The organism is Methylobacter sp., assembly GCF_023227905.1.
In the GTDB taxonomy this organism is placed as follows: Bacteria; Pseudomonadota; Gammaproteobacteria; order Methylococcales; family Methylomonadaceae; genus Methylobacter_A.
Map to the genome: position 1 here is coordinate 20350 of NZ_JALOCF010000038.1, position 25413 is coordinate 45762.

At 50.2% G+C, this 25413-nt stretch carries 23 protein-coding genes; 15 read left to right on the top strand and 8 right to left on the bottom strand.

All coding sequences use genetic code 11. The features are described 5' to 3' along the window. Nucleotides 1-69: 69 nt before the first annotated feature. The 3 genes from M0R47_RS14675 (at nt 70) to yjgA (ending at nt 2934) form a co-directional block, all read left to right on the top strand. On the top strand, nt 70-1389 hold the full coding sequence (locus M0R47_RS14675) for a UDP-glucose/GDP-mannose dehydrogenase family protein (RefSeq protein ID WP_292556143.1): 1320 nt from the start codon (nt 70-72) through the stop codon (nt 1387-1389). Between the two features lie 122 nt (nt 1390-1511). Beyond that, the gene (locus M0R47_RS14680) at nt 1512-1841 is read left to right on the top strand and encodes a helix-hairpin-helix domain-containing protein (protein WP_292556145.1); all 330 of its coding nucleotides are present in this window, start codon (nt 1512-1514) and stop codon (nt 1839-1841) included. 508 nt (nt 1842-2349) lie between these two features. Next, nucleotides 2350-2934 (top strand): ribosome biogenesis factor YjgA, encoded by a 585-nt coding sequence (gene yjgA, locus M0R47_RS14685; protein ID WP_292556146.1) that lies wholly within the window; start codon nt 2350-2352, stop codon nt 2932-2934. A 24-nt stretch (nt 2935-2958) separates the two neighbouring features. On the opposite strand, the gene dinB is transcribed toward yjgA, so the two are convergent. From dinB to lysA, 7 genes are all read right to left on the bottom strand, one after another. Next, nucleotides 2959-4041 (bottom strand): DNA polymerase IV, encoded by a 1083-nt coding sequence (gene dinB / locus M0R47_RS14690; RefSeq protein ID WP_292556147.1) that lies wholly within the window; start codon nt 4039-4041, stop codon nt 2959-2961. Between the two features lie 6 nt (nt 4042-4047). Continuing rightward, a complete protein-coding gene (locus M0R47_RS14695; RefSeq protein ID WP_292556149.1) occupies nt 4048-4362 on the bottom strand; it encodes a DUF4389 domain-containing protein in 315 nt (104 codons plus the stop codon). A 5-nt stretch (nt 4363-4367) separates the two neighbouring features. Further along, nucleotides 4368-5399: a DUF2333 family protein gene (locus tag M0R47_RS14700; RefSeq protein ID WP_292556151.1), complete on the bottom strand. Its 1032-nt coding sequence runs from the start codon at nt 5397-5399 to the stop codon at nt 4368-4370. Between the two features lie 120 nt (nt 5400-5519). Beyond that, entirely contained in the window at nt 5520-6428 is a 909-nt protein-coding gene (xerC, locus tag M0R47_RS14705; RefSeq protein WP_292556153.1) for a tyrosine recombinase XerC, read from the bottom strand. A 4-nt stretch (nt 6429-6432) separates the two neighbouring features. After that, the gene (locus M0R47_RS14710; RefSeq protein ID WP_292556177.1) at nt 6433-7107 is read right to left on the bottom strand and encodes a DUF484 family protein; all 675 of its coding nucleotides are present in this window, start codon (nt 7105-7107) and stop codon (nt 6433-6435) included. Nucleotides 7108-7184: 77 nt separating this feature from the next. Beyond that, nucleotides 7185-8012 (bottom strand): diaminopimelate epimerase, encoded by an 828-nt coding sequence (gene dapF, locus M0R47_RS14715; RefSeq protein WP_366513229.1) that lies wholly within the window; start codon nt 8010-8012, stop codon nt 7185-7187. Between the two features lie 45 nt (nt 8013-8057). Continuing rightward, nucleotides 8058-9305, bottom strand: coding sequence for a diaminopimelate decarboxylase (gene lysA, locus M0R47_RS14720; RefSeq protein ID WP_292556155.1), 1248 nt, complete (start codon nt 9303-9305; stop codon nt 8058-8060). A gap of 484 nt (nt 9306-9789) precedes the next feature. Here lysA and M0R47_RS14725 point away from each other — a divergent pair, with 484 nt between their 5' ends. The 12 genes from M0R47_RS14725 (at nt 9790) to M0R47_RS14780 (ending at nt 23767) form a co-directional block, all read left to right on the top strand. Next, nucleotides 9790-10284 (top strand): cyclic nucleotide-binding domain-containing protein, encoded by a 495-nt coding sequence (locus M0R47_RS14725; RefSeq protein ID WP_292556156.1) that lies wholly within the window; start codon nt 9790-9792, stop codon nt 10282-10284. A gap of 351 nt (nt 10285-10635) precedes the next feature. Continuing rightward, nucleotides 10636-10770, top strand: coding sequence for a DUF2292 domain-containing protein (locus tag M0R47_RS14730; protein ID WP_292556181.1), 135 nt, complete (start codon nt 10636-10638; stop codon nt 10768-10770). A 115-nt stretch (nt 10771-10885) separates the two neighbouring features. Further along, nucleotides 10886-12406 carry an alginate export family protein gene (locus M0R47_RS14735; RefSeq protein WP_292556158.1) on the top strand — a complete coding sequence of 507 codons (1521 nt, stop codon included), beginning with the start codon at nt 10886-10888 and terminating at the stop codon, nt 12404-12406. Nucleotides 12407-12807: 401 nt separating this feature from the next. Beyond that, nucleotides 12808-13812 (top strand): sulfate ABC transporter substrate-binding protein, encoded by a 1005-nt coding sequence (locus tag M0R47_RS14740; protein ID WP_292556160.1) that lies wholly within the window; start codon nt 12808-12810, stop codon nt 13810-13812. Between the two features lie 131 nt (nt 13813-13943). Then, nucleotides 13944-14771 (top strand): sulfate ABC transporter permease subunit CysT, encoded by an 828-nt coding sequence (gene cysT / locus M0R47_RS14745; protein WP_292556161.1) that lies wholly within the window; start codon nt 13944-13946, stop codon nt 14769-14771. Between the two features lie 10 nt (nt 14772-14781). Then, nucleotides 14782-15657: a sulfate ABC transporter permease subunit CysW gene (gene cysW / locus M0R47_RS14750; RefSeq protein ID WP_292556183.1), complete on the top strand. Its 876-nt coding sequence runs from the start codon at nt 14782-14784 to the stop codon at nt 15655-15657. Nucleotides 15658-15750: 93 nt separating this feature from the next. Then, complete coding sequence (locus M0R47_RS14755) at nt 15751-16788, top strand: sulfate/molybdate ABC transporter ATP-binding protein (RefSeq protein ID WP_292556163.1); 1038 nt, start codon at nt 15751-15753, stop codon at nt 16786-16788. A gap of 336 nt (nt 16789-17124) precedes the next feature. Further along, nucleotides 17125-18027: a LysR substrate-binding domain-containing protein gene (locus tag M0R47_RS14760; protein WP_292556165.1), complete on the top strand. Its 903-nt coding sequence runs from the start codon at nt 17125-17127 to the stop codon at nt 18025-18027. Between the two features lie 105 nt (nt 18028-18132). Continuing rightward, nucleotides 18133-19488, top strand: coding sequence for a chromate efflux transporter (gene chrA / locus M0R47_RS14765; protein WP_292556167.1), 1356 nt, complete (start codon nt 18133-18135; stop codon nt 19486-19488). Between the two features lie 360 nt (nt 19489-19848). Continuing rightward, on the top strand, nt 19849-21207 hold the full coding sequence (gene nhaD, locus M0R47_RS14770) for a sodium:proton antiporter NhaD (protein ID WP_292556169.1): 1359 nt from the start codon (nt 19849-19851) through the stop codon (nt 21205-21207). 197 nt (nt 21208-21404) lie between these two features. Beyond that, nucleotides 21405-22898: a SulP family inorganic anion transporter gene (locus M0R47_RS14775; RefSeq protein WP_292556171.1), complete on the top strand. Its 1494-nt coding sequence runs from the start codon at nt 21405-21407 to the stop codon at nt 22896-22898. Further along, nucleotides 22898-23767, top strand: a complete 870-nt coding sequence (locus tag M0R47_RS14780; RefSeq protein WP_292556173.1) for a universal stress protein — start codon at nt 22898-22900, stop codon at nt 23765-23767. Before M0R47_RS14775 ends, M0R47_RS14780 begins: the two co-directional genes overlap by 1 nt. A gap of 365 nt (nt 23768-24132) precedes the next feature. On the opposite strand, the gene M0R47_RS14785 is transcribed toward M0R47_RS14780, so the two are convergent. After that, nucleotides 24133-25413: alpha-amylase family glycosyl hydrolase (locus M0R47_RS14785; protein WP_292556174.1), on the bottom strand; the 1281-nt coding region annotated here is incomplete at its 5' end.

Here is a 25413-nt window from a genome sequence, read left to right on the forward strand (position 1 = left end):
GGCCGATAATGGCAGCGTTACAGTTGCGGCAACAGCATCATATTTTTAACAAATAACTAAAATTAAAAAATGAAAATTACAATATTTGGAAGTGGTTATGTAGGATTGGTCACAGGCACTTGTCTCGCGGAAGTCGGTAATGATGTTGTCTGTGTTGATATTGATGAAGCAAAAATTGCCAAGCTGCAACAGGGCATTATTCCGATCTATGAGCCGGGGCTTGAAGCCATGGTCAAAGAAAATCAATCGGAAGGACGGTTGATATTTACTACCGACATTAAGCAAGCCGTGGATCATGGCGTGTTTCAATTCATAGCCGTTGGTACGCCGCCGGATGATGACGGCTCGGCAGATTTGCAGTACGTGTTGGCGGTTGCCAAAAGCATTGCCGAGAATATGGACGAGTATCGGGTGGTGGTTGGCAAGTCGACAGTGCCGGTAGGCACGGCGGATAAAGTTAAGGCGGCGATGCAACAGATTTTGGCAAACCGAGGTAAGGACCTGGAGTTTGATGTGGTCTCGAATCCAGAGTTCCTGAAAGAAGGCGCCGCGGTGGAAGATTTTATGAAGCCGGACCGTATCATAATCGGCACCGATAATCCCAGAACGGCGGAATTGCTCAAGGCGCTTTATGCGCCGTTTAACCGTAGCGTTGACCGGGTCATCACGATGGATATCCGTTCAGCCGAATTAACCAAGTATGCCGCGAACGCGATGCTGGCGACTAAAATCAGCTTCATGAACGAGCTGGCCAATCTGGCCGAGCATTTGGGAGCGGATATTGAGCACGTCAGGCATGGCATAGGCTCCGATAGTCGCATCGGCTACAGCTTTATTTACCCCGGGTGCGGTTATGGCGGTTCCTGTTTTCCCAAGGACGTGAAAGCGCTGGAAAGAACGGCAAAGGAACAGGGCTATCATGCCGAGCTGCTTAATGCGGTAGAGAATGTCAATAACCGGCAAAAGCATCGTTTATTTGCCAAGATTACTGAACATTACCAAAGCGATTTAACAGGCAAAGTATTCGCGCTGTGGGGACTGGCGTTTAAGCCCAATACCGATGACATGCGCGATGCGCCAAGCCGGATTGTGCTGGAAGCATTGATCGAGGCAGGCGCAACGATTCAGGCCTTTGACCCTGAGGCGCAGAAAGAAGCGAAGCGAATTTATGGCGATAAGCCGGGTTTAAGTTATTGCGACTCGCCAAAGGCGGCCTTAAACCAAGCCGATGCGTTGGTTATTGTTACGGAATGGAAGCAGTTTCGTAGTCCCGATTTTGATGAGTTGAGTCAGCAGCTGCGTGACAAGGTGATTTTTGACGGCCGTAATATGTATGAGCCGAGCAGAGTGAAGCGTAGCGGCTTAGCCTATTACGCGATAGGCAGATAAAAGTTGTATTTATAAGGCAAACGTCTAAACTAAGTCGCGAATGGTTCATAATAATTTGGTTGGCATGTATAAGACTATTCTCAAATCATAAGTCGTATAATTTTTAAAATAGGAAATTAAAAATGAAAAGATTATTAGTCGTAGTATTTGCCGCTTTCTGCTCATTTAGTGCCATTGCCTCACCCGTAAATATTAATACCGCCGATGCAAAAACAATAGGAGACGCCTTGTCAGGCATAGGCTTGAAAAAAGCCGAAGCCATTGTCAAGTACAGGGAAGCGAAAGGTGGATTCAAAACAGCGGAAGATTTGGTTAATGTTGATGGAATCGGTGCGAAAACTGTCGAAAAAATCAAAAGCGATATCCTGTTAACTGATGCGGCAATTGCTGATCAAAAGGCAGACAAAAAAGTAGAAGAAAACATTGAGAAAAAAACCGAAAAAACCAAATAAATCATTAACAGCAATTCCACATGACCGGCAGTTTCTGATGAGAGACTGCCGGTTTTTTCGTTTGTGGCTCATGGTTTTATGCGATTATTTCAACTTGTATATTCGATTTATAGCATCACAATAAAATTCCACCGCAAAAACGCTAACATGAGTTGCCGCATTCATCTCTCAAGGCGTTTGTGCTTGAGGATAGAGTCTGAGGGACGATAAAACCGTAATCATTGCCACACAAAACAGGCCGATTAAAAATACTGTAAAATAACCCAGCAAGCTTGGCGGAATCTACCGGTTTTGCCGATGATCTTCTGGATGTGGTTTTAGAGGCTGCAATGGAATAATCAGAATAGCAAAATTGAATTGAACACGACCAGAAGGTAGAGTACCAACAGTAGGCGCTTTACGGCTGTATAATCCACATCCCTATGATGTTATGCAGAAGCAGTGTAGCGGCGTGCCGAGGAATATTGGTTTTATTTGTTGTTTTTTAATTGCAATGGTTTGATATGAAATGAGTGAAGAATACGAGTACGAATACGATGATGAGGAAGTCGAATATTACGCAATCCGGCCTAATAAAACACAGATAAAAAAAGATATGGCGGCGCTTTTTGCTATAAGCGAAGAGATGTCTGAGTTATCGCCAGGGCAATTAAAAACCCTTGAGCTTCCTGACGTCATTCATAAAGCCGTTGTAGAAGTATCCGGAATGCCTCATAAGGGCGCAAGAAAACGGCTGCTGAAATTTATTGCCGGCCAGCTCCATAAGATAGAGGTGGAGCCTATTTTAGAGAAGCTGGCGCGAATCAAAAATAAAAGCGCCCACGCCGTCAGGGAGCATCATACTGCTGAACGTTGGCGGGATCGGCTGATTGCCGAGGGTAATGACGCTTTGACGGAATTACTGGATGAACAGCCTCATGCCGACAGGCAGCTATTAAGACAATTATTGCGCAATGCTCAAAAAGAAGCCGAAGCCAATAAACCGCCCAAATCTTCCCGCCTGTTATATCGTCAGCTGAAAGAGTTATTTAAGGTTGAAGGCGAGGCGGATGATGACGCAGAGTTTGACGATGAACAGGAAAACGACGATTAACTGCCGGTTACTCTATCCTGCTTATCAATCGCTAAATAAATCCATTTGCCGGAAATGAGTCTGGCCGGACTTACTTGCCAGAGATGACAAGGTAACGCCCAATAAGCGGATATTGCGCCTGCCAACCTCGGTGTCTTTCAATAAGTCTTCAAATATAACGCTTAGGGCCGGTTCCGCCGTGATGAGATGCGGCAGTGTCCGGCTGCGGGTGATTTGCACAAAATTGTGATATTTGATTTTTACGGTCAGGGTGTGGGCGGCCAATTGTTTTTCGGCGACTTTGCTTAATGCCTTTTCCAGCAGGGTTTGTAAATGCGCAATGACATCCTGTTTAACCTTAATATCCTGTTGAAAAGTAATTTCCACGCCTACCGATTTTCTGATCCGGTAATTATTGACGGGGCGATTGTCTATACCCCTTGAAATACTGTAGTAATGTAGCCCAGCCTTCCCGAAATGGTGCTGCAACATTTCCAGCGGCAGTTCCTTTAAGTCCTTGCCGGTCTTGATGCCCAGCGAGTGCATTTTTAGCGAAGTTGCCTTGCCTATGCCATGGAACCTTTCTACCGGAAGTTGCGCGACAAAGTCTGCGCCTTGTTCAGGGGGGATTAAATAAAGGCCGTCCGGTTTATTGATATCCGAGGCAATTTTAGCGAGGAATTTGTTATAAGAGACGCCCGCCGAAGCGATCAGCTGGGTTTCCTGCTTGATCGCCGCTTTAATGGCTTTGGCGATTAATGTGGCAGAGCCTTGGTGTAAATTGACATGGCTGACATCCAGATAAGCTTCGTCCAGCGACAAGGGTTCAAAAAGCTCGGTATATTCGGCAAAAATTCTTCGAATGGCCATTGACGCGTTTTGATAAGCCTCAAAACGGGGCTTTACAAAGATAGCCTGGGGGCATAAACGGTAAGCATGAGCCGAAGGCATTGCCGAATGGATACCGTATTTTCTCGCTTCATAGCTGCAGGTCGCCACTACGCCGCGAGAGTCCGGGGTGCCGCCGACGATCAGCGGCTTGTTGCGGTATTGTGGAAAATCGCGTTGCTCTATGGCCGCAAAAAAGGCATCCATATCAATATGAATGATTTTGCGGGTAGAGTTCATTCTGTGTTATTTTGCGGGGTCTTTCGATTCCGGCAATTCCAATTCTGCGGTCATATTCCAGTCGGAAAAAGGAAAGGGCAGGGTTTCGGTATTGAAAGTCAGGAACAGCAGAATATGGTAGGTATAAACGGAAAGGCTGCGTCCGAAATTAAGAATGTTGACGTTAGCTTTGCCGGTCAGCAGCGTTGATGCTACCTGCAGGATAATAACGGCCCACAGCAGCATTCTGACCAGTCCGCCGATAGCCGCAAAAATCAGCATGAAGAAAATTCTTTTCCAGGTGCTGATTTGTGTCAAGTTGTAGTTGATTTGTTCATCCATCGTAATTAACCTCGGTTCATAATGTCGCGCAAGTCAAGTGCCGCGGCATTTGCGCGAGCGATATAATTTGCCATCGACAAGGAATAGTTGGCGAAAAGGCCGTAGCCGCTACCGTTTAAAATCATCGGGCTTAAAATAGGGGTTAAGGCATTTTCCAGCGCCTTGATCATGATATCGACGGTTCGCATCGCGCGCTTATCCAATAAGATATCTTCGAAGTCATGTTTGACGGCTCTAAGGATATGCAGCAACGCCCAGCTTGCACCGCGCGCTTCATAAAACACGTCGTCAATCTCCAGCCAGGATACCGGCGCGATGGCGGTGCCTTTCTCGTCGGCGGCTTCCCGCTCAAGCTCAGTTAATCCGGGGCCGTAGTTGCCGCTGCCGCTGGTGCTGTTTGCCGTCAAACGGGTGGAAAGCCCGCCCAGACGTTTAATCACAACTTCAGTGTATTGCCATAGGTTATCGGCGCGGGAATAAAATTGCGCTTTTTTGATTGGGCCTCCGTATTTTTGCAGACGTTCCATGTACTTATGCAGGGCCTCGACGCCTTTTTGATATTCGGCTTCCGTTGACGGCAGAGCCCATGAGTCGTTTTCGTAATAGAAATAGGGTTCGGCGACCGCCAGATCCGGGTCTTCAGCCGATTGCGACTGGTCCCGGGCAAAATGGTTTCTTAATGCCGACGTGGCGTCGCGCAGCATGACTAATGCGCCATATTCCCAGTTGGAAATGTTGTCGAGAAGTACGCCCGGAGGCGCGACGTCGTTAGTGATATAACCACCACTTTTATGCAACAGAACCTCGGCGATATGGGCCAGGGTATTGGTATAGACATAGCCGACGGGCATATTCTCAGTGGAGTGGGTTTCTTCTGCGCGTTTGACGGCTTCGTCTAGAACATTAAACTGATCCGGTTCTCTGCCCCACCAAGTGCCCAAGAACACCAGAATGACTATTACAGTAAGAGCGAAAACGCTAAAGCCCCAGAGTATTCCTTTTGATTTTATATCGTTCAGTGTATCGTTTGCCGCCATTTTCGAAGTCCCGTAAAGAGGTTTTTTGCGGAGGCGAACAATATTTCCCCCGCTGCTTTCATATGAAAAATTAGCTACATGGTAGCAGGTTTTTTTATTATTTGCTTATGGCGCAAGCTGTTATAAAGGTTTTTTTTTGGCTCTTGGATGCGCTTTATCATAGATTTCAGCCAGATGCTGAAAGTCCAGATGAGTGTAGATCTGGGTCGTGCTGATATTGCTGTGTCCGAGCAGTTCCTGAACGGCTCTCAAGTCCTGGCTGGATTCAAGTAAATGGCTGGCGAAGGAGTGTCTTAGCATGTGCGGATGGATATGTTCGGCAATGCCTTTTTTCTTGCACCACTGTTCCAGCCTTAATTCAATGCTGCGCTGGCCGAGCCGGGTTCCGCGCGTTGAAACAAACAAAGCGGGCTCAGTGGCGGCGGTTGTTACGGCCCGCTGTTGCAGCCAGTTCTTGATAGCTGTAACGGCTTTGCTGCCTATCGGCAATACTCTCGATTTACCGCCCTTGCCGATGCGCACAGTCAAGGTGCTGTCCGGCAAGTCAAGGTCGGTTAAATCGAGCGCCGACAATTCGCTCAGCCGCAGGCCGGATGAATAGAATAATTCGAACATGGCCAAGTCGCGGATTTCAAGAGGTGAGCTTGCCCCGGCTTCCAGCAAGCCGGACAACTGATCGACATCCAGCGTTTTAGGCAGTTTTCTGGCTTGTTTGGGCGCTTGGATATGTTGGGCCGGATTGATGCTGACATGGCCTTGTTTTAACAGGTAGTTATAGAAACTGCGAATAGCGGACAGCTCGCGTTGCAGGCTTTTGCTGCTCAGGCCTTTTCTGTGTCGGCCGGCTATGTAGGAGCGAATATCCGTGTGCGTCAGGTCGGCCCAGTGAGATATGGCCTTGTCTGTACAGTAGCGGGATAGCTGCTTAATATCCCGCTGATAACTTTTTACGGTATGTTCCGAGGCGCGAACTTCAAAGGTGAGCTGCTTGAAAAAATCAGCCAGCATAAGTTCAGCATCAGGATGCATGCTGCTAACGTTGTTGCAACAAGGTGATCAGCCGGGTACCTATGATTTCACTCATTTGGTTTAAAAACAGGTTGCCCATGCTGTAATGGAACCGGCCTTCTTCCCGGCTGCCGATTGCCAGAATGCCGTCCAGTTCGGTAAAGGCCAGGGGGATAATGGCGCAGGATTTTACTTCAAACGCCAACTCGCCGAATAAGACTCTGGCCTGGGCTATAGTGGGTCGACCGCATTTGGGCTTATGGCTGGCCAGTTCGCTGGCAAACGGTTCCAGATCCTTGCTGTCCGGTTCAATAAACAGATTGGTAATGGCGGTATCCGGATTGTATTTAATGATGCGTACCGCAACAAAATCGATCAAAAAATATTCCGATAGCACGGCATCAAGGTTGGCAACGGCTTCTTCCAGCGTTGTCGCATCCAGCAGCGCCAGAGTCAGTTTGTGCATACGGTTGTGAGAGGTATCGTTATCTCTGGCGATTTCTATCAGCGCAGTGAGTTGGTTTTCCATATCATGATGGCGGCTTCTAAACAGTTCCAGCTGTTTGGAAATCAGGGAAACCGCACTGCCGGTAGGATGAGGAATGCTCATGTGCTCCAGCAAACTCAAGTGTTCATGGAAGAATTCGGGGTGCTTTCGCAGATAATCTGCGACCTGGCTTGAAGTGAGTTCCGACGGCATGGCCGCGCTTGTTTCCGGTATTCCTTCCGGATCAGAAAGAAGAGTTAGGTTGGGAGCAATTACCGGAGGATGTTCGTTCATAGCGTTATTTGTCCTTCAAAAACAGAAATGGCAGGTCCTGTCATTAACACCGGTTCGCCGCGGCCAGTCCAGTTGATGGTTAGCGTTCCGCCAGGCAGATCAACGCTGACAGTAGGATCCAGCAGATGGTGTTCAATGCCGACGACCACGGCGGCACAAGCGCCGCTGCCGCAAGCCAGGGTTTCGGCAGCGCCGCGTTCGTAAACGCGCAATTTTATATGTTGACGATCCACAACCTGCATAAAACCGATATTCGCCCGTTCCGGGAAAAAAGCATGGCTTTCCAATGCCTTGCCCAGTTCAGCTACCGGCGCGGTTTTAACATCCGAGACTTGAAGAACGGCGTGTGGATTGCCCATTGAAACGGCGCCAAAGGCTTTTTCAGTATCGTTAACCAGCACTGTATAAAACCGGGATTCTTCCTCCGCCAGCAAGGGGATTTCAGCGGGTGCGTGCCTTGGAACGCCCATATTGACGGTGATCAGGTTGTCGGCATCAAAACGCAGCACTAATTGGCCTGAATTGGTATCGACGCGGATTTCATTCTTGGTCGATAATTTTTTATCGCGTACAAAGCGAGCAAAGCAGCGTGCGCCGTTGCCGCATTGAGCGACTTCTCCGCCATCCGCATTAAAAATCCGGTATTTGAAGTCGGCATTGGCGTTTATCGCTTTTTCGACCAACAGCAGTTGATCAAAGCCTATGCCGAAGTGCCGGTCAGATAGTTGCCGGATTTGTTCGGGTGCTAAGGCTATCTGCTGATTGATGGCGTCAATGACCACAAAATCATTGCCGAGGCCGTGCATTTTAGTGAAGTTGATCATTTAGTCGGTGCTTATTTGGGGTAAATGTAATTGTTTTATAAAGCCTTAGGGCAACAAATGCTCACCGGCCCAAAGTTGAGCAATCGTTTCTCTTTCCCTGATGACATGCAGGTTGTTGCCGTCAACAATCAGCTCGGCCAGTCTCGGTCTGGAATTATAGTTCGAACTCATGGTAAAGCCATAGGCGCCGGACGAACGGATCGCCAGCAAATCGCCCTCAGCGATTTTAAGCGGCCGTTCTTTACCCAGAAAATCGCCGGTTTCGCAGACCGGCCCGACGATGTCCCAGGTCGTTTCTGCCGCGTTACTTTTCAGGTTGACCGGGATAATATTCTGCCAAGAACTATATAAAGAAGGACGCACCAGGTCATTCATGGCCGCATCGACGATGGCAAAATTCTTATGATCGGTCGGTTTAAGGTATTCAACCTGGGTCACCAGAATGCCGGCATTGCCGACGATAGCGCGGCCCGGTTCCAATAAAATCTCGAAATCGGTTTTGCCAAGGCGCGCCAAAATCGCCTGAATATATTCGGCCGGTTCAGGCGGCCGTTCATCCTTGTAACAAATGCCGAGGCCCCCGCCCAGGTCCAGGTGATGCAGCTTAATGCCTTCGGCTTCAAGCGCTGAGACCAGATCCAGAATCTTATCCAGCGCATCCAGAAAAGGCCGGGTTTCGGTCAGTTGCGAACCGATATGGCAGTCTATGCCGGTCACGTTGATATGGGGCATGGCTGCCGCGCGGCGATATTCGGTCAGGGCCTGCTGAATGTCTATGCCGAACTTATTTTCCTTCAATCCCGTGGAAATATAGGGGTGGGTCTTGGCATCGACATTGGGGTTTACCCGAAAAGACACCGGCGCAATAACACCCAACTGTCTCGCCAGCCTGTTAATACGGTCCAGCTCTCCGCTGACTTCAATATTAAAACAGCGTATGCCGATTTTTAAGGCCGCCAGAATTTCATCTTCGCGCTTGCCGACGCCGGAAAACACGATTTTTTTAGGATCGCCGCCGGCGGTAATAACCCGTTCCAACTCACCCAGAGACACAATATCAAAGCCCGAGCCTAAACGCGCCAGCAGATTAAGTATCGCAATATTGGAATTAGCCTTTACGGCATAACAGATTAAATGCGGCTGTTCGCCAAAAGCCCGGTCAAAAGCATTCCAATGCCGCTCCAGCGTAGCTCTTGAATAGATGTAGCAAGGGCTGCCGTATTTATAAACGATATCCTGCACGGCGACGTCTTCGGCGAAAAGCTCGTCGTTTCGGTAATTAAAATAATCCATGGCTATTTGTTTTCTTCGGGCTTAGGTTGGGGCTTTTGAGCGGGTTCCGGTTCTACATGAATCGGCGCCGGTTGTCCCGGCAAATAAAGAGGGCCAGGCTGCCCGCAGCCTAAGATGACTGGATTTAGCAGCAAAAGCAGTAATAATTTATAAGGTTTCATCGGTGTTATCATAAATCATTGTGTTAAGCATGAGCAGATGGAGCCTCATGGCAATAATAGCCGATATAATAAGCTCAATTGTGAGAAAAGGCACCAGAAATGCGGACAGCCGCGCATTTTAAGGCATGAATTCAAACTGATTAGCGAATGAGGTCTCGTTAATTAACAGTATCGTGTGAAGGCTATGGTCAACCTGGCGGTGAGCTGGCGAGCATGCATTTATCAGCGAGTAGCCTATTTGGCTAAAGCCGTGTGTTTTTATAAAATTTGCAAGGCTTAGATGCTATCATTTTGTAAAGTGTAACCGGACAACCCGTGTAAGTATGATTGAATCCAACGCTCCAAAATTGATAGCCATTGAAAATACGCTGGAATCCAATGCGCATATATTAGATGCTTCACATTGGGGAGAGGATTTTTCATGGGAGCAGCTGCAAGCCATCAGCTATTATTTTAAGCCTTACGCCGCAGCCAAAGGCACGGTGATTTATAAAGAAGGTGAAATGGGCTCTTCGATGGGAATTATTATCAAGGGTGCGATTGGCGTTTATAAAAATAATAAACTGATTTCCACCCTGCGAGTCGGACGTACGTTCGGCGAAATGTCAGTCATTGACACACAGCCCCGATCGGCGACTGCCCGCGCAGAAAAGGAAACGGTTTTCTTGTCATTAGACAAATCGAGCATGCTGATTTTGGCTGACAAGCATCCTTCCCTGGCGTTTAAAATTATCTGGAATATCTCCCGTGCCCTGAGTCAGCGGCTTAGGCTTACCAGCGCGCAATTGGCGGAGTTTCTGGAATCCAATACAATCTGATCGGATTGCATCACAGGCATGGCTGATCTTAGCCGATGTTGCTGATTTAACTCGTTTGTGCGAGCCGATTCATCGCTAGCACAAACAACGTTTTTACCTCCCATCAAGCCAAATTACGAAATTTTTATTTCGGCTTTGCTTCGTATTCTTTCCCATGCTGCGCCTTATGGCAGATTCAAGAGCGATTCAGAGGCAATCCAAATATCTTTTTATTAGATATGTGCATCTAATAATGTCGTTTTATTAAATATTAAATCCTCCTTAAAATTTCCGCCAACATAAACGACAAGTTTTACCATCAGGAGCATTGGCATGGCGCTTAAATTGGAAAGTACGCACCGAGAACCGAGAATGTCTGAAATTGCAACTCAGATTTCCGATATTTTGCAGGACATTAGGTTTGGTTCGATTGAAATTATTATTCACGAAGGCAAGGTTGTACAAATCGAGCGTAAGGAGAAATTGCGCTTTGATAATAAAAAATAGTTATAAATTTCTACCGTAAAAAACGGCGAAGACATTACTACAACATAAATACAAACCGACCGGATCACCGGAAGTTACTGTAACTGACAGAGATAATAAAACTTTAGGTGAACATATGAAGCGCAATTTCGTTAATACCGTGTCGGCAACCGGCGCTCTGGGCCTGCTGCTGGCGTTGCCCGGCCTGGCAAGCGCCGAGGATTATTACCGCAAAACCAAAGGCTATCGCGTCGAACCGGACACCGATCCGCCGGCTTATGTGCGGAATTTGAGCAAGACCCAGTTCGAGCAGTTCCGCGATGTGGAATGGTTGGATGTGGGCCTGGATTTTCGTACCCGCTATGAGTACCGGGAAAACGATTACCGGCGCAGAACCGATCCCACAACCGGCGCTACGCTGACGACTTTTCGCAACGATCCTGACAATCTGTGGCTGTTGAGAACCCGAGGTTATATCGGGGTAAAAGATATTCTTGACCCCTTGCGCTTTGCGGTGGAGTTTGAAGACGCTCGCAGTTACAACGGCCTGTATGAAAGGACTGATGCCGATATCAACGAATTTGAATTGATCCAGGGCTACGCCGAGTTGTATTTCGACAATGTGCTCGGGCATAACCGGCCGTTAAGCATCCGCGCCGGTCGCCAAGCTTTGGAATTGCTGGATCGGCGTCTGGTGGGCAACAACCAGTTCCGTAACACCACCAACAACTTCGAGGGTTTTCGTGTCCAATTTGGCAAAAAGCAAAACAACTGGCATTTGGATACCTTCGCATTACAACCAGTTGAACGGCGGAAATATGATTTCGACCGACCCGATGAGGATACCTGGATTTATGGGGGCGTACTGAATCTGCGCCAGTGGTCGGATTTTATCACCATCCAGCCATACTTTATCGGTCGCAAGACCAATGGTGATCCTTATAACAGTGTTGCTGCCAACCGCAAGAATGATATGGATATATATGCGCCGGGCTTGCGGGTTTACGGTTTGTTCGGCGACAGCGGCTTTGATTTCGATGCCGACATCAACAAACAGTTTGGCCGGTTTGGTTACACCAGAGCGGGCGTACCGACGCAGCTTAATCTTCAGCATGATGCCCTGGCTTACTCGCTGGAATCCGGTTATACCTTTGACCATGACTGGAAGCCACGCGCCAGTCTGTATTACGGCTTCGGTACCGGTGATAAGGATCCCAACAGAAATGCTTCCAGCGGTTCAAACGAACGTTTCGATGCGTTTTACGGCTTCAACCAGCCGTGGTCGCGCAACGATTATTTCTCCTGGGATAACGTACATGCGCCCAAAGCCAGGTTGGAATTTACCCCGTATAACGAAGTCCGCCTCGACGTCGGTTATGGCGCGTTCTGGCTGGAAAGCGAAACCGAGGCCTGGAACAGGGCTAACCTGAGGGATACCACGGGCAGGAGCGGCAGTTTCCTGGGACATGAGCTCGACATCCGTATGCGCCACAAGATTAATCCGTATGTCGATTGGAGTTTGAGTTATGCCCGTTTTGAGCCGGGTGATTTTACCAAGTCTCAGGCGAGAGCCAGCGGCCCTTTCACCAGCGAGGCCAGCAACTTCTTCTACTTCGAAGTGAACCTGAATGCGTTTGGCGACGGCAAGCCAAAGTAAACCTGAAAACGGCAATTTTTCCACAAAAATCACGAAAGCCAAAAGTAGGCGACACGAAACAATTCAAAATGTTGTGTTGATTTAGTTATTCACCGCTTGGCTGGGAATCACGTTGCGAATCGTCATCCAAGCGATGTGACTATTGTAGGGGCGACCGGCCGGTCGCCCTTTATGCCTCTGTCTGAAAATATCAACCCCGACTGATTTTGAGCCTGTTCCAGATGTCAGACGGGAGAGAGTTTTTCAAGCATTAATGTATCTAATTTTTAGATAATGCTATCTAAATATATCGTTTTTATTGTCCAGTTAATTTGACTACCATGACAGTCATGCGAATCGGTATGACGCCTATTAAATCGATGCGGCAACACCAATAAAACATCTTCCATTAAGGAGAAACCATGAAATTCACCAAACCCTTAAAACACCTGCTGTTCGCACTAACCCTGCTTTCAAGCGGCGCAGTCTTGGCGGACAGAACCATTCTCAACGTGTCATACGACCCGACCAGGGAACTGTATCAAGACTTCAATAAAGAGTTTATTAAATACTGGAAAGACAAAACCGGGGAAGACGTTAATGTTCAGCAATCTCATGGCGGCGCAGGTAAGCAGACCCGGGCGGTAATCGACGGATTGGAAGCCGACGTAGTTACTCTGGCGTTGTCCTACGACATCGATCAAATTGCCGAACGGGCTCGCGTGTTGCCTAAAGATTGGCAGAGCCGTTTGCCAAACAACAGTTTGCCTTACACCTCGACCATTGTGTTTTTGGTGCGCCACGGCAATCCCAAGGCAGCTAAAAATTGGGACGATCTGGCCAAAGAAGGCGTCTCGGTAATTACCCCCAACCCTAAAACCTCGGGCGGCGCGCGTTACAACTATCTGGCGGCCTGGGCGTTCGGAGAAAAGGCTTACGGCAGCAAGGATGCCGCCAAGGAGTTTGTGAAGAAAATTTTCAAGAATGTGCCGGTCTTGGATTCGGGCGCACGCGGTTCCACGACCACCTTTATCCAGCGCGGTATCGGCGACGTGCTGATTACCTGGGAAAACGAAGCGTTTTTGGCGCTTAAGGAATACGGTGCCGGTGAGTTTGAGATCGTGGTGCCGCCGGTCAGCATTAAAGCGGAAACCCCGGTAACCGTTGTCGACAAAATTGTCAAAAAGAATGGCACCCAGGATTTAGCGGAAGCCTATTTACAATATTTGTATACGCCGGTTGGGCAAAAACTGGTTGCTAAGCATTTTTACCGTCCTTATCAACCTGAACACGCCGATCCTGAAGACTTGAAACGTTTTCCAAAATTGGAATTGTTCACCGTCAATGAACGATTCGGCGGTTGGGCGCAAGTTCAAAAAGAGCATTTCAATGACGGCGGCTATTTCGATCAAATTTACGCGCCTTAAAACTGCGTGCAGATGGGTTGACGACTTTTGCGTTAACCCATCGGGTAACAGGAGTGCAAGCTTTGCATAGCAGGCGAAGCCTGCACTCCAAATTCTAAAGATGCAGGTCAACCTAATAAAAGATAATTGATATGCCGCAAAGTAACATCATGCCGGGATTTCGCCCGGCCATCAGTTTTACCCTGGTCTATCTGGCGCTGATCGTGCTGATTCCGCTCAGCGCGATGCTGCTGAAAACGTTCCAGCTGAGCCTCGACGAGTACTGGGCGATACTGACTAATCAGCGTGTACTGGCTTCGTTTCGGCTCAGCTTCGGCGCATCGCTGATTGCCGCCGCCGTGGCTGCGGTGTTCGGCTTTATCATCGCCTGGTCGCTGGTGCGCTATACGTTTCCCGGCAAGCGTCTGTTCGACGCGCTGATCGATCTGCCGTTTGCCTTGCCGACCGCCGTGGCCGGTATCGTGCTGGCAGCGATCTACGAACCCAACGGTTGGGTCGGCAAGCTGGTGATGGACGGCACCGGAATACAAATTGCTTACAAGCCGCTGGGCATCGTGTTCGCGTTGATTTTCATCGGCTTACCGTTTGTGGTGCGCACCATCGAGCCGGTGTTGCAGGAATTCGACACCACGATGGAAGAAGCCGCCGCCAGTCTTGGCGCGACGCGTTTGCAAGCGTTTGTCAAAGTGATTCTGCCCAATATCCTGCCGGCCACCATTACCGGCTTTGCGCTGGCATTTGCGCGTGGCGTCGGCGAGTACGGCTCGGTGATCTTTATTGCCGGCAATATGCCGTATATCTCTGAAATCGTGCCGCTTTTAATTATCACCAAACTGGAACAATACGATTATCCCGGAGCAACCGCGATCGGCTTGACCATGCTGATTTTGTCGTTTCTGTTGCTGTTACTGATTAACGGACTGCAATGGTGGGTACGCCGCCGTTCGGGACAACTATGAGAGCTTTGTGATGAATGCCATTTCCGCCCCTTCTTTTATCGCTTCAAAAAAGCTGACGCTGTCGGATCCAGACTGGGTTCGATACGCCTTGATCGGACTCACGCTGGGCATTATCGGCTTGTTTCTGGTGTTGCCGCTGCTGACCGTGCTGGTTGAGGCTTTTGCCAAGGGTTGGACGGCCTACAGTTACAGCCTTATGCACCCCGACGCGCTGGCATCGATGAGGCTGACGCTGTTGATTGCATTAATCACGGTGCCGCTGACCACCGTGTTTGGCGTTTCCGCCGCTTGGGCGATAGCCCGTTTCGACTTTCGCGGCAAAAGCCTGCTGACCACGCTGATCGATCTGCCGTTTTCGGTATCGCCGGTGATTGCCGGTTTGATTTATGTGCTGATTTTCGGGGCGCAAGGCTGGCTGGGGCCTTGGTTTTCCGAGCATGACATCAAGATCATTTTCGCGGTGCCGGGGATTATTTTGGCAACCTTGTTTGTGACCTTCCCGTTCGTTGCCAGAGAGCTGATTCCGCTGATGCAGGAAATCGGCCATGAAGAAGAGGAAGCGGCTTTATCGCTAGGCGCCAGCGGCTGGCAAACCTTTTTCAAAGTCACTATCCCGAACGTCAAATGGGGCCTGCTGAATGGCGTGTTGCTGTGTAACGCCAGGGCGATGGGCGAGTTCGGCGCCGTCTCGGTGGTGTCCGGCCATATCCGCGGACTGACCAACACGCTGCCGCTGCATGTCGAAGTCAGTTACAACGAATACGATTTTGTCGGCTCCTTCGCGGGCGCTTCGCTACTGGCAGCCTTGGCCGTGGTGACGCTGGTGTTTAAGACCGTGCTGGAATGGAAGCAAAATCAAGATAAAAAGCTAAAGGCACAAGGCTAAAGAGGTGAGCGGGACAGAGAATGTTTTCCTCTTTCGCCTTTAACCTTGTGCCTTTCATCGTTCAACTGAATTTAAAATATTTAGAGAAATCCCATGAGCATTAGCGTAAATCACCTCAGTAAATATTTTGGCGCGTTTACCGCGCTGGACAATATCAACCTTGACATTCCAGAAGGCGAATTAGTCGCCTTATTGGGGCCTTCCGGCTGCGGCAAAACCACTTTGCTGCGCATTATTGCCGGTCTGGAACAGGCCGATCAGGGCGATGTCTTCTTGAAAGGCGATAAGGTCACCGACAAACCGGTCAAAAACCGCCAGATCGGTTTTGTGTTCCAGCATTACGCCTTGTTCCGGCATATGAGCGTATTTGAGAACGTGGCGTTCGGCTTAAGAGTCAAGCCTAGACGGGAGAGGCTCAGTGATGCGGACATAACAAAAAAAGTCCATGCGTTATTGGAGCTGGTGCAACTGGACTGGCTGCATGACCGTTATCCCGATCAACTGTCCGGCGGCCAGCGTCAGCGTATTGCCTTGGCACGCGCCCTGGCCGTGGAACCTTCCGTGCTGTTGCTGGACGAACCGTTCGGCGCGCTGGATGCCAGTGTGCGCAAGGATTTGCGCCAATGGCTGCGTAATTTGCATCACGACTTGAACGTCACCAGTATTTTTGTCACCCATGACCAGGAAGAAGCCATGGAAGTCGCCAGCCAGGTTGTGGTGCTCAACCACGGACGCATCGAACAGCAAGGTTCGCCCAGCGATATTTACGATCATCCGGCCAATGCTTTCGTGTCCCGTTTTATCGGGCAGACCAATATCTTTGATCTGGGCCAGCAAGATAACGACTGGCTGCAAACAGCGGGACTGTTGACGCCGCAGCAAGGCAAAATCGCCCATGTCCGCCCTCATGACATCGTCATTGAGAAGCCGACGGCTGACAGCGACGCGTTTGTAACGCTAAAAGACTGGCAGCATCTGGGCTCCCTGATCCGCATCGAGCTGGTCAACAGCGCCAGTAATCCGGCGGTGAGCGTTTATGCAGAGATGCCCAATGACCAGTTCAAGCGCTTGCACCTGAACAGAGGCGACAAGGTGGATCTGCGCATACGCCATGCACATTGGTTTCATTAGCCGAGGTTGCCGGGCTACATTACGCACCCGCTTAGACGGAAAGTCCGTAAACAATTAACTACGAAGAGCACGAAGGTAAAAAATTCATCTCGTTTCCACGCACTGCGTGGAAACGAGGGTAATTATCAGGTCAAAAAACAATAGTCAGCGTAAGGCGCGCAGCACGCCCACTCTAATCAACGTGCATGACAGAGCAAATAACAAATCACCGTATTTAATCCCCTCTAAAACGCCGTGTTCTTCGTGTCTTCGTGGTTTTATGCTTTAATTCGATGCCGATGAGAAATCGTACTGCTCCACGCTATCTGATATTTTAAACAAGGAACGCCCCATTAAATGAACTTAAGCCAAATCGAACTGCTTCGCGTGCTTCAGGAAAACGATTTCAGCCTTTCAAAAGCGGCAGAGAAAATGCACATCGTGCAGTCGGCGGTCAGCCGGCAGTTGCAACTGTTTGAGGCGGAGCTGGGTTCGCCGATCTATGAACGCCAAGGCAAAAAACTGATAGGTTTGACTTCCTTGGGGCAGCGCATCATGGAAGAAGTCGCAACCATTAACATGGCCAAAAAAAATATTCAGACCATCGCGGCCGATTATGTCGACAGCAATCAGGGCGTGCTGCACATTGCGACCACGCACACCCAGGCCAAGTATTTTTTACCGAAGCCTATCCTGCGCTTCAGGGAAAAATATCCCGGTGTCAGGATTTATATGATTGAAGCGTCGCCCGAGCAGTTGATTGATAAACTGCACGCCCGGAAAGCGGATATTGCCATCTGCACTGAAAAAATCGGCGAGGATGCCGACCTGGTCGTCAAACCCTGTTATGAATGGCATCATTCGGCGGTAGTGACGCAAAACCATGCGTTAAGCGAGGGCGACATTTCTCTTGAACGGCTCGCCTCATATCCGATACTCACCTACAGTTTCGGTTTTACCGGACGCTCAAATATCGAGACCGCGTTTAAAAACACCAGCATGGAACTGGATATTATCCTGGCCGCCGCCGATACCGACGTGATCAAGACCTACGTCCGCTTGGGGATGGGCGTCGGCATTATTGCCGGTATGGCCTATGACCAGGCGATGGATCAGGATCTGGTGGCGCGGGATTTATCGCATCTGATCCCCAGCTCAAGAACCAAAATCGCTTATCTGAAAAACAACTACCTGCCTTTATACACGCAGCACTTTATCGACGAGCTGCTGATTGCGGCTAAAGAGCTTAATCTCCATTAACCGGAGGCGAATCTAGTACTCAGTCAATCTTGTTTCTTTCTCGTTCCCGCGCAGCGCGTGGGAACGAGGTAAAATCCCATCCACACCTGATCGAAGGAAAATCCCATGGAACGACCGCAACCCGTGAGCTTCGGCGAAGCTTTCCGCTTCTGGCTCAAACTCGGCTTTATTAGCTTCGGCGGCCCTGCCGGACAGATCGCGATCATGCATCAGGAATTGGTCGAGCGGCGGCGCTGGATCTCGGAAAAGCGCTTCCTGCATGCGCTGAATTACTGCATGTTGTTGCCAGGCCCTGAAGCGCAGCAACTTGCGGTTTATCTCGGCTGGCTGATGCATCGCACTTGGGGCGGCGTAATTGCGGGACTGTTGTTTATCCTGCCGTCGCTGTTCCTGCTGATCCTGCTCAGCTGGGTTTACCTGAGCTTCGGTCAGGTTTCGGCGGTGGCCGGCGCGCTTTACGGTATCAAACCCGCCGTCACCGCCATCGTGCTGTTCGCAGCTTATCGCATCGGCTCGCGCGCTTTAAAAAACAGCTTGCTGTGGACGCTTGCGGCGTTGGCTTTTGTCGCCATTTTCGCATTGCATGCACCGTTCCCGTTGATCGTATTGATCGCGGCCTGTCTCGGAGCCATCGGCGGGCGAATCGTCCCCGACAAATTTGCGGTCGGCGGCGGCCATGGAGCGGCCAAGCAAAGCTTTGGCCCTGCTCTGATTGATGACGATACGCCGACGCCGGATCATGCCCGGTTCTGTTGGCTTCACCTGGTTAAAATCGCGGCAACCGGGTTGATTTTGTGGGGCGGCGTGATGGGCTTGCTGTGCGGGCAATATGGCTGGAACGGCGCGCTGACGCAGATGGGCTGGTTTTTCACCAAAGCCGCGCTGCTGACTTTCGGCGGCGCTTATGCGGTCTTGCCCTATGTCTACCAGGGCGCGGTCGAACATTACCATTGGCTGAGCGCGACGCAAATGATCGACGGTTTGGCGCTCGGCGAAACCACGCCCGGCCCGCTGATCATGATCGTCACTTTCGTCGGGTTCCTGGGCGGCTGGAGCCAGTTGCCGTTCGGCCCCGATGCGTTATTAACAGGCGGTGTGGCCGCGGCCGCTGTCGTGACTTATTTCACGTTCCTGCCCAGTTTCCTGTTCATCCTGGCAGGCGGCCCGCTGGTCGAATCGACCCACGGCAATTTAAAATTCACCGCGCCGCTGTCGGCAATTACCGCTGCCGTAGTCGGCGTGATTTTGAATCTCGCGGTGTTCTTTGCCTGGCATGTGTTTTGGCCGCAAGGTTTTGAAGGCCGTTTCGACGGTATTGCCGCGTTGATCGGGACGGGTGCGTTGCTGGCATTGCTCCGTTACAAGGCGGGTGTGATTCCGGTCATCGCTGCTTGCGGCGCGGCCGGGCTGTTATTTTTGTTCGTTAAACCCTGGCTTGCCATGCAAGGGATTTTCCTATGAACAGGATAGGGCAATTGACCCGGCAAAAAGGCTTAAGCTTGCACTGCTTCCCAATTTTCAAATGAGTCCGCCGAGGGCGAAGTTTTAGCTTCACAAAACGGGTATTGGCGCTTATCAATTAGATACAAGATTCTATGAGGGAGGCGCTGATTAAATCCTTCGGCAGGCTCATGACGAACGGTAAGTTGTTGGTTTAGTTCATTGAGAGCTTAGCGAACCATGAGCGAAATCGATTTGTTCAGCGCTTCCTTAGCGAACGTTACCGGTTGACAGTAAAATGAAAGTAATTATCGACTAATATAGCCGGTATTATCCGCTTTCAATTTTGGCTTTTTCCGACAATAACTTGTGAACAACTCAATGCATAAACTATCTATTGCTTTATTGCTTTTTTTCACTTTACCCGCCCAAGCCGCTGAGTTAACCCCGATGCTCGGGCAGACCGGCTCAATGATCGGTATCGTTTGTTTGGCGATGTTCGTTATTTCTTACGGTTTCGTGATGACCGAGGAATTTACCGGCCTAAGAAAATCCAAACCGGTCATCATGGCGTCGGGGTTTATCTGGATATTGGCCGCTTACCTGGCGATTCAAAACGGCTATGATCGCGAAGCCATCAGAGGCAGACTGATGCACGATTTGATGAACTATGCGGAGCTGTTGTTATTCTTGCTGGTGTCGATGACCTACACCAATGCGATGACGGAAAGGAACGTCTTCGAAGTATTGCGAAGCTGGTTAAGCAACAAACATTTCAGCTATCGGCAACTGTTCTGGATTACCGGCATCATCGCCTTTTTCCTGTCTTCTTTTGCCAATAACATGACCACGGCCTTATTGGTCGGGGCAGTGGTGATGGCATTCGCCGATAAAGATGCCAAAAATTTTGTTAATCTCAGTTTCATCAATATTGTCGTGGCGGCCAATGCGGGCGGGGCGTTCAGTCCCTTCGGCGACATTACCACGCTGATGGTCTGGCAGTCGGGCCGTGTGCCTTTCATCGAATTCTTCCAGCTGTTTATCCCTGCTTTACTGAATTTCGCCGTACCTGCGCTCTGCATGCAATTTTTTGTACCTAACACATTGCCACCGGTCGCTAAACAAAAAGAAAAGGTTCGGCTTAAAACGGGCGCCAAGCGAATCATGGCTTTCTTTATCCTGACGATTGTTTTCGCGATTCTCGGGGAGCAGTATTTATTTATCCCGCCTTTTATGGGCATGATGGTCGGGCTGTCATTTTTAATGATGTTGAGTTACCACTTTTCAATATCGAATGCATTTGAAGGCCATTACGACATTTTCAATTGCGTGCGCGATTCGGAGTGGGATACGTTACTGTTTTTCTTTGGCGTGGTGTTCGCGGTCGGCGGGCTCCAATTCATCGGTTACCTCGACCTGATGTCGCACACGCTGTACGTCGATATGGGGCCGACCCAGGCCAATATCATATTAGGCATTTTATCTTCGGTTATCGATAACATTCCGGTGATGTTTTCGGTGCTGAGCATGCATCCTGAAATGAATACCGCCCAATGGCAGTTGATTACCCTGACCACCGGTGTCGGCGGCTCGTTGCTATCGGTCGGCTCGGCCGCCGGCGTTGCGTTAATGGGACAAGGCAAAGGCTTTTATACGTTTGTGGGCCATCTTAAGTGGATGCCGGTTATCTTGCTGGGTTATATCATCAGTATTTATGCCCATTTGATGCTCAATGGGTAAGGGTATCTCTTTTTTAATCACAAAGCCGATTCTGTGAGTATCCAAAGCCAGCTTTGAACTCCCGAAAGCGTGTTATCGAAGTTCAAAGCTGGCTTTGAACATTAGATGAGTGGGCACCAATAGGCTGAATAGTTATATAATTTTTGACACTCTCCGGCTATGTTCCCACATGGCCGTTTTTAATTTACTGGACTGAAATGCTCTTTTTATCGAAAAAACAGGACTGGCTCGGCAACATCCGAGGCGATGTGTTGGCCGGTCTGGTCGTTGCCCTTGCGCTGATTCCCGAAGCCATTGCCTTTTCGATTATTGCCGGGGTCGATCCCAAAGTCGGGCTTTATGCCTCGTTCTGCATTGCGGTGATTACCGCGTTTGTCGGCGGCAGGCCGGGCATGATTTCGGCGGCGACCGGGGCGATGGCCTTGTTGATGGTGACGCTGGTCAAGGAGCACGGCCTGCAATATTTGCTGGCGGCCACGCTGCTGACCGGGATGCTGCAAATCATCGCCGGTTACCTGAAGCTCGGCAGCCTGATGAGCTTCGTGTCCCGCTCGGTGGTCACGGGTTTCGTCAATGCCCTGGCGATACTAATCTTCATGGCGCAGCTGCCGGAACTGACTAACGTGACTTGGCATGTGTACGCGATGACCGCGGGCGGACTGGGGATCATTTACCTGTTTCCGTATCTTCCGGTGATCGGTAAATCCCTGCCTTCGCCGCTGGTCTGCATTATCGTTTTGACTGGGATCGCCCTTTATTGGCAGCTGGACATCCGCACGGTCGGCGACATGGGCGAGTTGCCCGACACGCTGCCGGTATTTTTATGGCCCGAGGTGCCGTTGACGCTGGAAACCTTAAAAATCATTGCCCCTTATTCGATTCCGATGGCCGTCGTCGGCATGCTGGAATCGTTGATGACCGCGACCATCGTCGATGAATTAACCGACACGACCAGCGACAAAAACCGCGAGTGCAAAGGCCAGGGACTTGCCAATATCGGCGCCGGATTGCTCGGCGGCATGGCCGGTTGCGCGATGATCGGGCAATCCGTTATTAATATCAAATCCGGCGGACGCGGACGCTTGTCCACCTTAATTGCCGGAAGCTTTTTGTTGATCATGGTGGTGTTCCTGGACGAATGGATTTCCAAAATCCCGATGGCCGCCTTGGTCTCGGTGATGATCATGGTCTCGATCGGCACGTTCAGCTGGAGTTCTATCGTCAACCTCAAGCAATACCCGATCTCCACCAATATAGTGATGCTGGCGACCGTGATTGTTGTGGTCTGGACGCATAACCTGGCGTTCGGTGTTTTCGTCGGCGTGCTGCTGGCGTCGTTATTCTTCGCCAACAAAATCAGCCATTTCATGTATGTCGAGTCTGAGTTGGACCAAGCGAACAGCACCCGGACTTATCGCGTCGTCGGGCAAATCTTCTTCAATTCGTCGGGCAAGTTCATTGCGGCTTTCGATTTTAAGGAAGCCGTCGATAAAGTGGTGATCGACCTGCACCGCGCCCATTTTTGGGATATCACCTCGGTGACTGCCTTGGATAAGGCCGTGATCAAGTTCCGGCGCGAAGGCGCGGACGTAGAGGTAATCGGCATGAACGAAGCCACTGCCACCATCGTCGACCGCTTCGGCATACACGATAAACCCGAAGAAATTGAAAAAGTTATGGGAGGCCATTAATGACGACTGATACCAATAGAGTTCTGGCATGCATCGACGGTTCGATTCTCAGTGAAGCGGTCTGCGATTACGCCGCCTGGATAGCGCAACGCGTCGATGCGCCATTAAAGCTGCTGCATGTCATCGATCACCATCCCGAGACTGCCGCAACCATGGATTTGTCCGGCAACATCGGCTTGGGCAGCCAGGAGCAGTTGCTTGAAGAACTGACTGCCGTCGAACAGCAGCGCAGCAAGTTGCGATTACAGCAAGGCAAGCTGTTGCTGCAAGCCGCCAAAGACCGGGTTATCCAGGCCGGCATCGCCAACCCCGACAGCAACCAGCGCCACGGCAGCCTGGTTGAATCGCTGATCGAGCTTGAAGAGAGCATCCGCGTGCTGGTCATCGGTATTCGGGGCAAAGTACATGAAAACCAGCCGGACAAAATAGGCGCAAAACTTGAGTCCATCATCCGCTCATTGCATAAACCTATCCTGGTGGTTAATGAAGCCTTCAAAGCGCCGCAGCGCATCATGATTGCTTACGACGGCAGTAAAGCGGCGGACAAAGCTATCGACATGGTCGCTACCAGCCCGCTGTATAAAGGCCTGACCTGCCATCTGGTTTATGTCAGCAAAGACGCGACAGCGACCGAACAATTACTTCAGCCGGTTGCCGACAAACTGACAAACGCCGGCGGCATTGAAGTAATTAGCAAAATATTACTGGGCAAACCCGATCAACTGCTTTGTGAATATCAGGACAAACACGCTATCGATATGATCGTGATGGGTGCCTTCAGTCACACCCGCCTTCATGACCTGTTGCTCGGCAGCTTTACCGCCAAGATGCTGACGACCACCAAAAAGCCGCTGCTGTTGCTGCGCTGAGTCGAGCGACGCAGGGAGCGGTTGCCGACAACTGCATGCGTTGCGTCACTGCTATTAAAGTTAAGCCCAAATGGAGTACAAGGCTGGCCTTGTACTAACCGCACCACAGTGCAAGGCCAGCCTTGCACTCCAACCGCTGGAAATGCACAACCGTTAGCTTGATAGTCATAACTTGGCGAGACTGTGAAAGTATTCGTTTTAGAACAAAAGCAAAAGCATTCACCACGAAGGCACGAAGGACACGAAGAAATAAAACTTCGTGTCCTTCGTGCCTTCGTGGTGAATAGGTTTTTAAACTGATTTTGATAATACTTTCACAGTCTCTGGCGCGTGGGACTAAACAAATCCGGGGCGGACCAATCAGCTCATATTTCCGTTAACCAATAAAATTGATAAGCCTGCAAAACGATCCGACGATCGTACTGGGTGGGACTTCTGCCGCTGTATAAATCGACGAACTGGCCGTAAAGATTAATGCCCCGGCCACTGATGACATCCAGGTCAAGATACTGGGGGTTGGCGTCGAAATTGGCAACCACCAGGACTCTTTCCGACGGCCGCAAATGATTGAAGCGGATAAAACAGAGCAAATGCTCATTATCGACGTCAAGTAATTCGCGGTTGTTGAAATCGGCGAACGCAGTCGTTTCCTTGCGGATAGCGATCATTTTTTTCAACGCGCTGAACAGACTGTATTCCACCGTGCCTTGTTTTTTTCGCAATTCGGCCCTTTCCCAATTGATCTTGGGCCGGTGAATCCAGCGATTGTCGCCGCTTTTACTGGGGTCGTCGCGATAACTGTAGTCGTTGACGACGCCCAGCGCATCGCCGTTGTAAAGCAGCGGAATGCCGCCGAAAGACAAAATCACGCTATGCAGTAACAGGATTTTATTGACCGCGGCTAATATCAGGGCCGAATCGCCGCTTTCCGCAGCTGCTTCCAGTCCCGCCAAGGACGCCAGCGAACCGCAAATACGCGCGTCTCCGGTTACGTCGTTGCACATGAACGCCATCCCCCTGGCCGGAGATTCTTTAAATTGACCGCTGAAATAATCGACCAGAAATTTTCGGTGCGCGAAAGGCTCATAGCCGGCCGCCCGGACATCGTTGTCATCGAAACCGAAGCCGATATCGTCATGGCAGCGCACATAATTTAGCCAGGTTGCCCGTTCCAGTTTGGCGGGCAGGTTTTGCAGTCCTTGATAAAGCAGTTTGGCATTTTTGGTGGCAATGCCGTCCCACAGCAAGGCCATTAACGTGGCGTTGTAGGCGATTTCGCATTCCTTAGCGATAATGGCGTCTTCGCCGAAATACTTGATGACCTCAACCGGCGCGACGATCGCTTCGGCAATAAACAACACGCCGGGAGCGCTTACCTGGCAGCAGTCCTTCATCAATTGGAGAATCAGATGCGCATTGCGCTCGTTCTGGCAGGAGCTGCCGATTTTTTTCCACAGGAAGGCGACAGCGTCGAGACGCAGCACATCGACGCCCTGATTGGCCCAAAACAGGATAATGTCGAGCATTTCAATGAACACCTCGGGATTGCTGTAATTCAAATCCCACTGGTAATCGTGGAAGACGGTCATCACCCATTTTTGCATGTCGGCATTCCAGGTGAAATTGCCCGGCGCGCTTTCGGGAAA

Coding starts and splice junctions, on each gene's coding strand:
- cysT (WP_292556161.1), top strand. CDS start 13,944: ATGCCGCAAAGTAACATCATGCCGGGATTTCGCCCGGCCATCAGTTTT.
- M0R47_RS14700 (WP_292556151.1), bottom strand. CDS start 5,399: ATGGCGGCAAACGATACACTGAACGATATAAAATCAAAAGGAATACTC.
- yjgA (WP_292556146.1), top strand. CDS start 2,350: ATGAGTGAAGAATACGAGTACGAATACGATGATGAGGAAGTCGAATAT.
- xerC (WP_292556153.1), bottom strand. CDS start 6,428: ATGCATCCTGATGCTGAACTTATGCTGGCTGATTTTTTCAAGCAGCTC.
- M0R47_RS14725 (WP_292556156.1), top strand. CDS start 9,790: ATGATTGAATCCAACGCTCCAAAATTGATAGCCATTGAAAATACGCTG.
- M0R47_RS14740 (WP_292556160.1), top strand. CDS start 12,808: ATGAAATTCACCAAACCCTTAAAACACCTGCTGTTCGCACTAACCCTG.
- M0R47_RS14755 (WP_292556163.1), top strand. CDS start 15,751: ATGAGCATTAGCGTAAATCACCTCAGTAAATATTTTGGCGCGTTTACC.
- dapF (WP_366513229.1), bottom strand. CDS start 8,012: ATGATCAACTTCACTAAAATGCACGGCCTCGGCAATGATTTTGTGGTC.
- M0R47_RS14760 (WP_292556165.1), top strand. CDS start 17,125: ATGAACTTAAGCCAAATCGAACTGCTTCGCGTGCTTCAGGAAAACGAT.
- M0R47_RS14780 (WP_292556173.1), top strand. CDS start 22,898: ATGACGACTGATACCAATAGAGTTCTGGCATGCATCGACGGTTCGATT.
- M0R47_RS14735 (WP_292556158.1), top strand. CDS start 10,886: ATGAAGCGCAATTTCGTTAATACCGTGTCGGCAACCGGCGCTCTGGGC.
- M0R47_RS14775 (WP_292556171.1), top strand. CDS start 21,405: ATGCTCTTTTTATCGAAAAAACAGGACTGGCTCGGCAACATCCGAGGC.
- cysW (WP_292556183.1), top strand. CDS start 14,782: ATGAATGCCATTTCCGCCCCTTCTTTTATCGCTTCAAAAAAGCTGACG.
- nhaD (WP_292556169.1), top strand. CDS start 19,849: ATGCATAAACTATCTATTGCTTTATTGCTTTTTTTCACTTTACCCGCC.
- M0R47_RS14695 (WP_292556149.1), bottom strand. CDS start 4,362: ATGGATGAACAAATCAACTACAACTTGACACAAATCAGCACCTGGAAA.
- M0R47_RS14680 (WP_292556145.1), top strand. CDS start 1,512: ATGAAAAGATTATTAGTCGTAGTATTTGCCGCTTTCTGCTCATTTAGT.
- lysA (WP_292556155.1), bottom strand. CDS start 9,305: ATGGATTATTTTAATTACCGAAACGACGAGCTTTTCGCCGAAGACGTC.
- dinB (WP_292556147.1), bottom strand. CDS start 4,041: ATGAACTCTACCCGCAAAATCATTCATATTGATATGGATGCCTTTTTT.
- M0R47_RS14675 (WP_292556143.1), top strand. CDS start 70: ATGAAAATTACAATATTTGGAAGTGGTTATGTAGGATTGGTCACAGGC.
- M0R47_RS14730 (WP_292556181.1), top strand. CDS start 10,636: ATGTCTGAAATTGCAACTCAGATTTCCGATATTTTGCAGGACATTAGG.
- M0R47_RS14710 (WP_292556177.1), bottom strand. CDS start 7,107: ATGCCGTCGGAACTCACTTCAAGCCAGGTCGCAGATTATCTGCGAAAG.
- chrA (WP_292556167.1), top strand. CDS start 18,133: ATGGAACGACCGCAACCCGTGAGCTTCGGCGAAGCTTTCCGCTTCTGG.